We start from the raw sequence: 13,484 nt of genomic DNA, 5'->3' as shown, positions 1-13,484 counted from the left end.
TTGTGTTATGACCGTGAATATCCCTGAATCCTTAATGAACCTTGAAGCCAATGGCGGTATCTATGCAGTATGGATGATGCTGCAACATTTAGGTATAGATGCAGAGATTGAACAATTGATTGATGTCTGTGCTTATGATGCAACGTTTGGCACCACAACGATAGGCTTGGCTGTAGGCTTAAAAAAGTTTGGTTTCAATGTGCATTTCTATACCGATGAAGACCCTGATCTTCAAGAACAAGAAAAACTGAGTTATGCCGAAGCTGAACAGTTAAAGTTACCTATTTCGCCTGCAATCAATTATCAACACATTCAGCAGGCGTTTGAACAGAATAACTTTATTATTGTGTATTACGATACTTTAGAAGGCGTCGGAAACCATTCACTGGTTTATTCTATAGATGAACAAGAAATCTGTTTCTTTGACAGTTTTGATGCTATGCCAGCATCTGTATTTGAACAACAACGAAAAGCCGAAGGCATTTGTCGTCAGGTGATCATGATCGAGAATGCAAACTTTGAGACTCATGCAGAACATTAAACCTTAAAAAAGAAGATTAAAATGAAAAAAATAATAGGGTTATTCGTATTTATGTCTATGCACGTGAGTGCAAATGACAGTACGGGTTTTGTCGCAACAGGCGGTGTGCAATATCTGAAAAATAAAGATATTCAAATGTATAGTGAAAACTTATTTATCAGTAAAAAGCGAATCATTGTCGATTATGAGTTTAAAAATTTAAGTAAACATTTGGTAAACGAGATTATTTTATTTCCCTTGCCGAAAGTTCAAAATTACATGGACTATGATTATGCCGATGCCACAGGTTTAATTGATAGTTTTAAAATTCAAGTTAATGGTCAGCGTATTCAGCCTCAGGTGCATGTACGGGCTTTTTTACCGAGTAATGAACAAGAATATGTTCATGATGGAGACTTTCAAGCCGATGTAACGAATGAGCTTATGGCTTGCAGTCTCACGCAGCAAGAGTTGATCCAGCCGTGGAAAGGTGAAAATGCCGATATAAGTACTTCTATTCAGCAAAAAATTCAAACTTGTAAAAATCCAAGAGTGCAAAAACTACTAAAAATTCAAGATGAAGATCTCATTCGCTGGCAGTCTCAGGTTATTTATAGTTGGAAACAAAATTTTAAAGCGAACAGCATGACCCGTATTCAGCATGAATATGCACCATTGGTCGGTGGTTCGGTCTCTTTATATCCTGAAGAGGATGAAAAGACTTATTGTATGGATCAAAGCTTCAAAGCAGGTTTGAAAAAAGCCAAATCACAATATGCACCTTATCAGGCGTTGGGTTATATCTTGAAAACGGGCGCAAATTGGGCGAAACCGATTCAAAATTTTAAACTGACGATTGAGCGTGATCCCAATGAGTTGGTTTCATTTTGTTGGAATGGTCAGGTGAAAAAGATCAGTTCGACACAATTTCAAATGACAGAAAAGAATTTTGTGCCTAAGCAGGATTTAGATATTATTTTTGTGCGTAAGTTTTAAGTAGTAAAAAGCCCATCAAAGGATGGGCTTTTGCTTTTATTCTTGCTCTGCGGCATCCGCCTTGTCATGCCAGTATTTGGCTTTTTCCTCATCCGCATCAATACCTAGTGCATTTTCATAAATGAAAGCCAAATCACGCATGGCTTGAGCTTCACCCATTTCCGCTGCTTGTTGTACCAGCTCAATTGACTTAGTGACATCTTTTTCAACCACATCGCCCCGACGGTAAAAACCAGCCAACTCTAATATTGCAGTAGGGTGTTTCAGTTCAGCAGCTTGTTTTAACCAGTGATGTGCATGTCCAAAGTAGGTTTCTGCTTCGCTTGGGTCTTCTTCACGAAGTTCTTTGGCATAAAAAGCATAACCTTCACCGAGCCAATACATGGCTTCTACATGACCCAATGCTGCTGCTTTGAGTGCCCATTCTTCTGCAAGGGTAATGTCATCTTCATTTTCACTTTGCATATACAGTTCAGCAAGTTCAAATTGAGCGTCACTATTACCCGTTGTTGCAAGGTTGACCAATTCAGCAGGAATTTTAGGAGATTTAGGCATAGAAATAACCAAAGATTTAAACTGTGGATAGCCTAATGCTTTCAAGTGAAAAAGCCAATCCGAAGATTGGCTTTTAGGCTTAGATCAGGTGCAAAGTTAGACTGGATATAAATATGAGTAAAACTGAAACAGCGATATTCCTAATTTTTTGCTCAAAATAACTCAAGCAAAGTCCAACAAACAACGCCGCGAAGCTAATCACGCCAACCCAATAACTGATTTCAGTGCTCCAGTGTCCTTGCGTTAAGCAAATGAATAAAGAAACAATGAGGAGTAACCAACCTATAGTGGTTGCTAAGCGGGTTTGCTGAAGTGTCAATTCTTTGCTAAAGATTTGCTTTTGATGTTTAGACATACTGCTGGCAAGAGCAAAAAAACCTAGGGTTGCTAAAGCCCATATCATTAGAAACCAAATCATGCTTTGGCCTCCTGAACAGGTGCTTTCACTTTTTTATTCGGCAAACCTTGATGCTTTTTAACTTTGTTATAAGCGAAATAGAAGATCACTGCCATTACCCACATGGCTAGGTCAACCGATGCAATCATCCACTGACCCTGCGCAATGCTGTTCCATAAAGCTTGGCCACCTGTCATCAAGTTGACCACTGGTAACAGGGCGAAAGCGAGTATTGCCAATATCAGTAAGTCTAACCATGCTTGGCGATGGGAACGGAAAATGGCATAAATTAGCGTGAGTAACCATACCGTAAAGAAGCTACGAATCTCCCAGTTTAGACGCATTTCTACATCTGCAGGGATGAAGCGGTTGGCATAAAAATATGCCGCGCAGGCCAAAGGTAAACCAATAATGGCTGCAATATTCAGGACTTCAACCAGTTGGAAACCAAACGATTTGTAGCCTTGTTTTTGCTGTTGGGGTGCGCGTTTTACACACCAAAGAATCAGACCTGTAGCGACCATGAGCGTGCCTAAAATGCCCGAACAGAATAGCAACCAACGAAGAGCCAAATCGACGCCGCGAGCTTCGTGTAAGACGGTGACCACGTTATAGATACCACTTGGAATAGATGGGTTTTTTATCCGTATATTTTTATCCGTTTCATCTTGACCCGTGACCCCATTGTAGTTGAGTGTTGCATAGACATTGCGATGCGCGACACTTTCAGCACGCAAGGCACGGAACTCAATTTTGGCTTGGTCTGTATTGGGTGAAATAATGTTAATCGAAGCAATTGGATTGTCTTTCCACTGCTGTTGTACTGTCACCATAATCGGCGCTAGGTCTGTCAGTGGTGCAGGATGGAGTACAGGTTGTGGATGTTCGCCACCACGACCTTGAGCATGTTCACCACGTTGCTGTCCGCGCTCTCCACGATCCGCTCTTTCGCCTTCGCGTTGACCTCGACCTTCGCGCTGCTGATCTTCAGCTTTTTGGGGCTGCTCAATCATGCTGGCCTGTTGGTCACGTAAGAACTGTTGTCTATTTTCATACGCTTGGTTAATTCCCCAAGGCATGAACATAAACATGAGCAGTAGTAAGCCACTAAAAGTAATCATTAGATGAAAAGGCAATGCAAAAACAGCGGTTGCATTGTGTGCATCCAGCCATGAACGCTGACCTTTGCCTGAGCGAAAGGTAAAGAAGTCCTTAAAGATTTTTTTATGGGTGATGATACCGCTAACAATTGCAACCAACATGAACATGGTGGCAATCCCGACCAACCAACGTGTCCACAGACGCGGTAAACCGTATAATTCAAAATGGAAACGGTACAGGAACCCACCACCACGTGTATCTCGTGGTTCAATCACTTCACCAGTGGCACTGTCTAAGGTGATCCGTGTCCCACCACGACGTGCTTTCGGGTCTTCGCCAACGGCACGAATAGTTACTTCAGTCGTAGTTTGCCGTGAGTTGGGTAGTTGAATGTTCCAACTGCCTGCATCAGGGTGGTTTTTTTGTAAATAGTTGAGTGCGACCTGCATTTGTTGTACTTGAGACTGCGCAGGGATAGATTGATGGGTTTCAGGTTTCATCCAAGTAGAAATTTCATTTTGGAAAAAACTGAGTGTTCCAGTCACAAAAATTGCATACAGCAGCCACCCTAAAATGAGACTGGCCCATGTATGCAACCATGACATGGATTGGCGCGGTCCTTCCGCTTTTTGATCAACACGCATTGAAAAACTATCCTAAAAATTTGAGTAGGGCATACAGTGCAATACATGGCACAGCAATACCGAGCGTTGCTTTTAAGGTTTTTTGAACCATAAAGACCCAAATAAAGGCAGCACAGTTAAGACAAAATGCAATGAGTGTAGCGCTCATAGCCGCATTCACAGGATTGGCTATAAAGATTTTAGCAATGGCTAATGCAGAAAGTGCTGCAAGGAGATAGCCTCCAAGTAAGGCAAGAGCAAATCGGTACAACACCATAAGGCGGTAGCTAACGGGGGTATCGACTTTTTTCTTTTTGGTTGGTTTCGGACGAACTTTTTCCGAATGAACCAAGGCATCAATTTGAGTGGTGCTATTCATGGAAGACAGTTGGTGCTTTAGTAAACAGTGTTGTAAATGATAACAATTATTATTTAAATTAAATAGATGGTAATTTTATTTATTTTTTCTGTAATGTTTGGTGAGCCTCTAAATGAGTAAGATTTAAAGCAACGGTAGAAGAATATTAAATTTATTAAATTTTGAAGATTTTTTTTAGCCGAAAAGGCTACATGGCGTTACTAAATCATCTGATTGAGTATTTGTTTCTGCGTTATTTTCATTGCCTATACAATGATGTAATTTGAGGAAAGGAATGGCTGCTTTTATTAATGCTGAACAAGCAAAAATTATGTCTAACCAAGCGTATTTAGATATTGAGATCTACAAATTACGTTTGGCCTCATTGATTGAAGAAAGTGCCAAACAGGGAAATACTGCGGTATTTACAGTGCTACCAAAACATTTACCTTTACAAGATATTCGCTGTTTTTCAGCAGAACTCACCCAATTGGGATATCAAGTCCGTTTGGAAGTGGAAGAGTTCTATTACAGTTTAAATGTGTACTGGATTTAAAGCTGTCCTTTACGGTTAAGTTTATCTTGGTATGAATACAATAAAAGCCCGTGAATGGACTTTTATCTTTTAGCAATTCCACAAAACCGATAAGACGATTAGAGTCTAATATCTGAAATTTTAGTGTGGTAGGGATTCTTTAAATCTAGTGTCTGTTTAAGTTTATGGTCGAAAATATCGGTGAGCATACTATCAAAGCGTTGAGCATTGTAATGAAGCAATTGATCCGCTTCCTCAGAGCTGATGAACCCTGTTTCAAGTGCATGTTGAATATGTGATTCAAAATCTAAGCCTTCAAATTGTTCTTTGGACTCTGCTTTTTTAAACTTCGTCCACAGCGGATCAATCTTTAATGCTGCTTGGAACGCATTTTCCATACGCCCAAAGACATCATCGGGATCGGTATTGTAAAAAACATGCTGCTTCAGTTGTTCACGGAACGGGTTATTTTCCATGATAGCAAGTCCTAATTGTGTTTTTAACTGGTCACTTGGTTGTTGGGCAACACGACCAAAAGGGAAACAGATGAACTTGACTACGCAAGCTGCGGCTCGTATAGGAAAGTTTGCAAATAGCCCATCAAATGCATCCTGAATTTGCACAAATGCTTTTTCTAAAGCCAATTGAGCATGTTGTTGTTCCACCTCACTACGTTGTCCTTTTTCATAAAACTTCAAAATAGCAGTCGCGATAAATAAATAAGCATGAATGTCGGCTAAACGCCCTGAAAGCATTTCTTTGCGCTTAATATCACCTGCAAGTAAGCCTAAACAAAGGTCTGCGGTTAAAGCGAAGTTGGCACTGAAACGGTTAATGGTTTTGTAAAAAGGACGTGAGAAATCATCTGTCTGTGCGGAAGCATCTGAAGGACCACCGAATATGCCATAACTGAATGAACGTGCTGTTCGGTTAAAGGTATAAGCCAAATGTTTAAAAAGTAGCGTGTCGAAAGGCGCTAAAGCGGTTTTTGTATCTTCTACTTGAAGGAGTTGCAGCTCTTCATATAAATAAGGATGACAGCGCATAGAGCCTTGACCAAAGATCATTAAAGAACGGCTTAAAATATTGGCCCCTTCAACAGTAATCGAAATGGGGATGGCTTGATAATTCAGTGCTAAAAAATTGCGTGGCCCCATTTGCACAGCCCGTCCACCAACGACATCCATGCCGTGATTGACAATTTTACGCATGGTTTCAGTGGCATAGTATTTGGCCATAGCTGTCATTACAGCAGGTTTTCCACCTTCATTTAAACCACAGGTCACCATATAGCGAAAAGCTTCTAACATATACGCACCGCTGGCAATATCACTGGTGGCTTCTTGCACACCTTCAAAATGTCCCACAGAAATTTTAAACTGTTGGCGGACTTTGGCAAAAGCACCGACGCTTAAATAGGCCATTTCAGCAGAAGCAGTGGAGAGCGCAGGTAGGGAAATACCGCGACCTACGGCTAAGCACTCCATCAGCATGCGCCAACCTTTACCTGCATTTTCTACCCCACCAATAATCCAATCGAGTGGGATAAAAACATCTTGTCCATCGACCGTTCCATTCATAAAAGGAGAACCAGGATTATGGCGTGCACCGACTTGGACACCTGCATGGCTGGCAGGTAATAAGGCGCAGGTGATACCGTATTCAGTTTTGCTTGCATCGCCTAAGAGTCCATCAGGGTCATAGAGTTTAAAAGCGAGACCAATCACAGTCGCAATAGGTGCTAGAGTAATCCAGCGTTTTGAAAAGTTCATACGTAAACCGAGTATTTCTCGGCCTTCAAACATGCCATAACAGACCACGCCTGTATCAGGTATTGCACCTGCGTCTGAACCAGCCTCGGGACTGGTTAAACCAAAACAGGGGATTTCTTCACCTTTGGCGAGTCCCGGTAGATAGCGTTGTTTTTGTTCCTCAGTTCCATAATGTAAAAGCAACTCACCTGGGCCTAGAGAGTTGGGCACCATACAACTGACGGCAGTAGTCAGTGAACGTGAAGAAATTTTGCTCATGATGCGGCTTTGGGCAAAGGAGCTAAACGCACGACCGCCGTATTCTTTGGGAATAATTAAACCCAAAAAGCCTTGTTCTTTGATGTATTGCCATGCTTCAACAGGAAGATCTTTTAAGTGGTGATGAATTTCCCATTCATTGAGTAAACCGCAAAGGTGTTCAACTTCATGATCTAAGAAGGATTGCTCCTCAGCAGACAAAGTTGGGTAGACATAACCATCAAATTTTTTCCAGTCAGGCGCACCCATAAATAGTTCTTTTTCCCACCAACTGGTGCCTGCATCCAATGCTTCGCGTTCGGTACTGCTCATACTCGGCATGGCTTTGGTTAAAGCTTTATATGCAGGTTGCGTGATTAAGGACTTGCGTAATGGATCAATAACCACAATCAGGCTGAGAATAATTAAGGGTAGACCTAGAAGTAGTGACCACGGATTAATAAAAATAGCAGTGAATAGGGATGCAAAAATAACCATTGCAGCACCAATAAGGCGACTGACTTCAAAATAAAAAATAGCCCAGAGGGTACAGATTAAAAGCAGAATGGCGAAAATGAAACCCATTGAAACCTCCCGTTGTTTACACCGTGAGGTGAGTCATACGTTTTATAAAATTTCGCGGAAAATAGGGCAAAACGTAGACTAAAAAGGTGTAATAAAATGATTTTGATCTGATGTGTAGTAATACAATTATTTTAGACTTTGAATTAGCTTAGGGTGTTTTTTGAGCAATGACTGTGTTAGAAATGTATGAATACGTAATTGAAAAATATAAAGAACGAAGTCTGTAATAAAAAAAGCCCTCAGATGAGGGCTTTTAATTTTTGCATTTAACTGTTTAACACCACAGGAAATTAAGCTTCAATCGTTTGAACGGCAATCTTTTTCGCAGGGTCTACTTTGCGACGTACTGCTGGTACAGGTTCGCCATAGTATTGACGGTCAGCGAAGTAACTTGAGCGAACCATTGGTGCTGCCCAAATATTTCTAAAGCCTAGCTTTTGACCATGTGCAGTGTAACGTTCAAATTCTTCTGGTGTAACAAAGCGGTCAATCGGCGCATGCTCTTTTGAAGGCTGTAAATACTGACCAATCGTTACATAGTCAACGCCGTGTGCATGCAAGTCATCTAAAAGTGAAATGACTTCTTCTTCAGTTTCACCAATACCGACCATCAAACCACATTTGGTTGGAACGTCAGGGCAGTATTCTTTAAACATTTTCAACAGATTTAAAGAGTGTTGGTAGTCTGAACCCGGACGCATTGCTTTGTATAAACGTGGCACCGTTTCAATGTTGTGGTTGAAAACATCAGGTGGACACTCGGTCATAATGCGAAGCGCAATGTCCATACGACCACGGAAGTCAGGGACTAAAATCTCAAGTAAAGTATTCGGGCTTAATGCACGTGCTTCTTTAATACAATCAACAAAGTGTTGTGCACCACCGTCAAGTAAGTCATCACGGTCTACAGAAGTGATCACGGCATATTTTAGACCTAAGTTTGAAATCGTTTCAGCCATGTGACGTGGTTCGTCTGCGTCAAGTGCGTTAGGACGACCATGTGCCACGTCGCAGAAAGGACAACGACGTGTACAAATGTCACCCATAATCATAAAGGTTGCAGTACCCCCACCAAAACATTCAGGTAGGTTTGGACATGCTGCTTCTTCACAAACGGTATGTAGTTTTTGTTCACGTAGGGTTGATTTAATGCGTTGCACTTCTTCGGGTGCTGCCATTTTAACGCGAATCCAATCCGGCTTGCGTGGCGTTTCAACCGTAGGAATAACTTTTACAGGTATACGCGCGACCTTTTCTGCGCCACGAAGTTTGATACCCTGCTCAGGTTTACGGTTTTCAGACATATTCAACTATTCCACTGTTTTTGACGGGGGAGATGCTAAAAATAGCAGTTCTTAGTATAGCGGAAATGCGAATTGATAGGGCAGAAATACTATTCATTTACTAAATGTGGTTATCACTTAATATATGTAAGCTAAATACAGCAAATTGCCTGCAATTACGTCATAATATGCCCAAGATAAGTAATAAGTTTTTTGAAGAAGGAGCGTTGAATGCCACGTAAAAAAGAGGTCGTTGGTGGAACTTTCGTTAAGTACGATGCGGTCGTTCTAGGTTCAGGCCCTGCGGGTGAAGGCGCGGCAATGAAACTTGCCAAATCTGGCAAGCGTGTTGCGATTGTGGATGTACGTGAGCAGCTCGGTGGTAACTGTACCCACGTGGGGACCATTCCAAGTAAGGCTTTACGTCAAACGGTATCGAGCATTATTCGCTATCGTCGTGATCCAATGTTTAAAAAAATGGGCGACTGGCGTCAGTTTACCATGAAGCAAGTGCTTCAAAATGCACATAAAGTGATTCAACAACAAGTAGATACGCATTCACGTTTTTATGACCGTAACAAAATTGATATTTTTCATGGTCGCGCTTATGTCCAAGACCAAAATACAGTTTTAGTGTTTAGCCCTGAAGGCATTAAAGAAACGATCCTATGTAAACAAATCGTAATTGCAACGGGTAGTCGTCCATATCGTCCTGCGGCGCTTGATTTTAACCATCCGCGTGTATTCGATTCAGACAAAATTTTAGATCTTGATTATTCCATCCAAAAAATCATTATTTATGGTGCAGGTGTCATTGGTTGTGAATATGCGTCTATTTTTATTGGGCTAGATCACAAAGTTGACTTGATTAACACACAGCACAAACTGCTGAGTTATCTTGATGATGAAATTTCAGATGCGTTATCTTATCACTTACGCCAACAAGGTGTTTTGATTCGCCATAATGAGCAGATTGATCATCTTGAAACCTATGATGATCACGTGGTACTGCATTTGCAAAGCGGTAAGAAAATTAAAGCCGATGCCATTTTATGGTGTAACGGCCGCTCTGGAAATACGGATGGCTTAGGTTTGGAAAATGTTGGCATTACACCAAACAGTCGTGGTCAGATTACGGTGAATGATCAGTACCAAACCGAAGTAGAAAATATTTATGCTGCAGGTGATGTGATTGGCTGGCCTTCACTGGCTTCTGCTGCATACGACCAAGGTCGTTGTGCGGGTGCAAATATGAGCGGTGAGGAAGGCGTTGAACCTGTTGTTGATATTCCGACAGGGATTTATACCATTCCAGAAATTTCTTCGATTGGTAAAACTGAACAAGAGTTAACTGAAGAAAAAATTCCGTATGAAGTGGGTCAGGCTTCATTCCGTCACTTGGCACGTGCACAAATTACGGGTGACACGGTGGGTGAATTGAAAATTCTGTTCCACCGAGAAACTTTGGAAGTGCTGGGTGTACATTGCTTCGGTAACAACGCTTCGGAAATTATTCACATTGGTCAAGCTGTGATGAATAGTCCAAATAATACCATCAAATATTTTGTGGAAACCACATTCAACTATCCAACTATGGCGGAAGCTTACCGGGTTGCAACTTTAAACGGTATGAATCGATTGTTCTAATTTTTATAATATTTTTCAAAAACCTGCGAGTTTAGGCTCGCAGGTTTTTTTATATCTAAAATATTTTTTTATCTATTGTTTAGTTTTTATGAGTATGTAAATATGCTGGATATGTACACTAAAGTTGGCTAACGTTATGAGTCGAACGCCGATTAGTCCAATTGATCACATTCGTCAGTCTACTCAGCAATTGGTTCGTGAGTATGGTCGTCTACAGAATGGTTTAGATCAAGTATTGTCATCATCGTCAGTGCAATGTTTACTTTGTTTAGAGCAACAAGGGCAACTGAGTGCAGTTTCTTTGGTGGAACACTTGGGTTTGGACAAATCAAGTGTGAGCCGAATGTTAGCCAAGTTAAAACAAACGGGTGAAATTGAGGAATTCAGTAGTAGCGAAGATGGACGTGTCAAGTTAGTTTGCTTAACCGAGCAGGGGCTCAGTACAGTTCACCATATTCATAGAGCTGATCAAAGTCAGATCAGTGTGGCATTGCAAAATTTAGATGAACATGGACAGCAACTGATTTTGCAGGGTTTAGCCCTGTATCTTGAAACACTAAAAAACTTTCGCATCTCAGCAACTACAATACATACTACCAATATTCAAATTGTCTCTGGCTATCAAACAGGCTGTGTTGCCCGGCTGATTGATATGTTGCGCCAGTTTTATCGAATGAATAGCACATCACATGATGTGATTGAAATTCAGTTTGCACGCGAGTTAGCTGATTTTATTGGTCGCTTAGATCAGGCGCGTAATGAAATTTGGTTTGCCTTACATCAAAATCGTATTGTGGGCTGTGTTGCGATTGATGCAGAAAACTTAGGCAATGCCAATGCTCAACTTCGGTGGTTGATGGTGGATGATATTTGGCGCGGACAGGGCATAGGTCAACGGCTTATGTCACATGCAATGCAATTTTGTGAGTTACATGACTTTCAGGCGGTGGAAACGTGGCTTGAGCAACCATATCAGGCTGCAAAAAAATTGTATGAGCAATATGGTTTTGTTTATATGAGTGAACAGCCTGTTGAGTATTTTGGGCAAATATTTACTGAACAATATTATATAAAGCGCATAAAAGACCACACAGCTAAGCGCGGTAGAAGAAAAAAAGTTTAGATGACTTTGTTTTGGCTATTTTAGACGTAAAAAAACCAACAATCGTTGGCTTCTTTGAATGGGGCTGCGAAGGTCACATCAATTACAAAATGAATTGATGTAAGAAGTAGGCAGAAATCATCATGCCTAACACAAAGAACATGCACGAATAAGCATCAAGCTGATAGCGCTTTTCTAATTGATGTTCAACATGCTGTATATTTTCTTCTTGCATAATTTTCATGGAAGTTTTATTCCGATTTAATTATCGTTTAAATCCTATTGCATGTTTATATTTTTAACATAAAAAAATGATTAAATAAAGTACTAAATAAAAATAATCAAAGCCGATTATACATCATTATTAATTTTTTTAGTTTTATCTAAAAATTATATCAAAGTCTGCTTCTGGCAAGAGCTAACTATATGAAAGTCATAGAACTCATAAGTTTTGAATATATAAATTAAATAAAAATAATGAATTTAAAACTGTGGATAAATGGGTTTTAAAATGAATTTAAAATAGATGGAATTAATATAAAATGTGGATAAGTTTTATACAAATGAATTTAAATTAAAATAAAAGTGAGCTATAAAAATAAAAAAATCCAACTCAGTTGATACAAATTGCTTTGCAATCTGAGTTGGATTTTTGTTTAAATTATTGATTTGATGAATAAATATTGGCTTGAATCCAAATGTTACCACGGATGTATTGCCCAATATTGAACTGTGCATAAGTTGGGTTTTTAGTGGCAATACGGATCAAGGTTGCAGCTTGGTCTTCTTCATGAATTAAGGCAACGTCAAGCAACGTGTAGTCTTGCTCCATAAATTGCATGCTAGTTTTACCCACAATATTGCCTTGAAACCATGCTTCATCTTCCTGACCAATCTTTTCACCATATAAATAGGCAACCATCTTTGAAAAATCTACAGTCACAGGTTCTTTATCGTCATCTGACTTTGGTTCCCATGCGTCGATTTGCTCTTGGAGGTTGGCAGGGGCAATACCATTGTTTGCTGCTAAAATATCGTTTAGTGCGCGATGGTGTTTAATGGATGCGGGATCATCAACGACAAGTTGTTCATGTTCTGCAACAGCCTCTAGCTCATATGCCCATGCATTGAGTTGTGCAACATAGGTTTGTTCTTTTTGGTATTGGCCATGATTCACGCTATACAGACTATCGTAAGCATACACAATGCTGTTATTGCCTAAATTTAGGCGTAGAACAGCTTGCGTGTTTGATTGACAGCGGATGATACGTTCAACCACAACAGGAACTTTGTAGGGGCTATTGAAACTTGGGAATGCGGTTTTTACTGCTGTAGGCTTATTATTTTCAACTGCAATCACTTGTGTAAGCTGAACAGCAGCTTGACTTGGTCCTTGGATTAACCAGCAGTTTGCATCCATATCCTGTTCAGTTTGACACAACCCCATTGGCATAATCGGCGCATTTAAAGCTAAACCTAACCATTTGGGTACATCTTGTGCAGGGTGATCTGTGAGTAAATTCCAATGTTCGACGTGGCTACCAAAGTTTTGGTCATCAATGGTGATTATTTCTGGACTATTTTGATTGTTCATATGCACGATTGAATGAGGTGATATATCCCTATTAAATCGAGGGTTATTTCTATATTTCAAGTCCTTTATTATATTTTTACTGAAGAATCATGAAAAAGCACATAGATATGGCTTGAATTTGGCTTTTAAATCCTGCCACAGTCATGATGAATTATACTTTAAAAGTATTTGGCGATGGT

At 40.3% G+C, this 13,484-nt stretch carries 13 protein-coding genes; 5 read left to right on the top strand and 8 right to left on the bottom strand.

What is annotated here, in order from left to right; genetic code table 11:
• Window positions 1-7: 7 nt before the first annotated feature.
• Both B9T36_RS04200 and B9T36_RS04195 read left to right on the top strand, forming a co-directional pair.
• On the top strand, window positions 8-541 hold the full coding sequence (locus B9T36_RS04200; RefSeq protein WP_086208319.1) for a peptidase C39: 534 nt from the start codon (window positions 8-10) through the stop codon (window positions 539-541).
• 21 nt (window positions 542-562) lie between these two features.
• Window positions 563-1,516 carry a DUF4424 family protein gene (locus B9T36_RS04195; protein WP_086208318.1) on the top strand — a complete coding sequence of 318 codons (954 nt, stop codon included), beginning with the start codon at window positions 563-565 and terminating at the stop codon, window positions 1,514-1,516.
• A 36-nt stretch (window positions 1,517-1,552) separates the two neighbouring features.
• On the opposite strand, the gene B9T36_RS04190 is transcribed toward B9T36_RS04195, so the two are convergent.
• From B9T36_RS04190 to B9T36_RS04175, 4 genes are all read right to left on the bottom strand, one after another.
• Window positions 1,553-2,071 (bottom strand): tetratricopeptide repeat protein, encoded by a 519-nt coding sequence (locus B9T36_RS04190; RefSeq protein ID WP_171264410.1) that lies wholly within the window; start codon window positions 2,069-2,071, stop codon window positions 1,553-1,555.
• 79 nt (window positions 2,072-2,150) lie between these two features.
• Entirely contained in the window at window positions 2,151-2,489 is a 339-nt protein-coding gene (locus B9T36_RS04185; protein WP_086208316.1) for a DUF3325 domain-containing protein, read from the bottom strand.
• Window positions 2,486-4,213: a PepSY-associated TM helix domain-containing protein gene (locus B9T36_RS04180; RefSeq protein WP_086208315.1), complete on the bottom strand. Its 1,728-nt coding sequence runs from the start codon at window positions 4,211-4,213 to the stop codon at window positions 2,486-2,488. The genes B9T36_RS04185 and B9T36_RS04180 overlap by 4 nt, the downstream gene beginning before the upstream one ends.
• A gap of 7 nt (window positions 4,214-4,220) precedes the next feature.
• A complete protein-coding gene (locus B9T36_RS04175; RefSeq protein WP_086208314.1) occupies window positions 4,221-4,571 on the bottom strand; it encodes a hypothetical protein in 351 nt (116 codons plus the stop codon).
• A gap of 274 nt (window positions 4,572-4,845) precedes the next feature.
• Between B9T36_RS04175 and B9T36_RS04170 the strand changes: the two genes are divergently transcribed.
• Complete coding sequence (locus B9T36_RS04170; protein ID WP_086208313.1) at window positions 4,846-5,106, top strand: hypothetical protein; 261 nt, start codon at window positions 4,846-4,848, stop codon at window positions 5,104-5,106.
• A gap of 98 nt (window positions 5,107-5,204) precedes the next feature.
• Here B9T36_RS04170 and B9T36_RS04165 read toward each other — a convergent pair whose 3' ends face one another.
• On the bottom strand, window positions 5,205-7,679 hold the full coding sequence (locus B9T36_RS04165) for an acyl-CoA dehydrogenase (protein WP_086208312.1): 2,475 nt from the start codon (window positions 7,677-7,679) through the stop codon (window positions 5,205-5,207).
• A 290-nt stretch (window positions 7,680-7,969) separates the two neighbouring features.
• Window positions 7,970-8,983, bottom strand: a complete 1,014-nt coding sequence (gene lipA, locus B9T36_RS04160; protein WP_086208311.1) for a lipoyl synthase — start codon at window positions 8,981-8,983, stop codon at window positions 7,970-7,972.
• Between the two features lie 210 nt (window positions 8,984-9,193).
• Between lipA and sthA the strand changes: the two genes are divergently transcribed.
• The gene (gene sthA, locus B9T36_RS04155) at window positions 9,194-10,609 is read left to right on the top strand and encodes a Si-specific NAD(P)(+) transhydrogenase (RefSeq protein ID WP_086208310.1); all 1,416 of its coding nucleotides are present in this window, start codon (window positions 9,194-9,196) and stop codon (window positions 10,607-10,609) included.
• Window positions 10,610-10,745: 136 nt separating this feature from the next.
• Window positions 10,746-11,732 carry a bifunctional helix-turn-helix transcriptional regulator/GNAT family N-acetyltransferase gene (locus B9T36_RS04150; RefSeq protein ID WP_086208309.1) on the top strand — a complete coding sequence of 329 codons (987 nt, stop codon included), beginning with the start codon at window positions 10,746-10,748 and terminating at the stop codon, window positions 11,730-11,732.
• Between the two features lie 82 nt (window positions 11,733-11,814).
• Here B9T36_RS04150 and B9T36_RS19015 read toward each other — a convergent pair whose 3' ends face one another.
• Complete coding sequence (locus tag B9T36_RS19015) at window positions 11,815-11,955, bottom strand: hypothetical protein (RefSeq protein WP_004693924.1); 141 nt, start codon at window positions 11,953-11,955, stop codon at window positions 11,815-11,817.
• Window positions 11,956-12,372: 417 nt separating this feature from the next.
• Window positions 12,373-13,305 carry a hypothetical protein gene (locus B9T36_RS04145; protein ID WP_086208308.1) on the bottom strand — a complete coding sequence of 311 codons (933 nt, stop codon included), beginning with the start codon at window positions 13,303-13,305 and terminating at the stop codon, window positions 12,373-12,375.
• Window positions 13,306-13,484: the final 179 nt, after the last annotated feature.

This window comes from Acinetobacter sp. ANC 4204, assembly GCF_002135205.1.
Classification (GTDB): Bacteria; Pseudomonadota; Gammaproteobacteria; order Pseudomonadales; family Moraxellaceae; genus Acinetobacter.
Note: the sequence above shows the minus strand (reverse complement) of the source record. Positions and strands in the feature narration are given on the sequence as shown.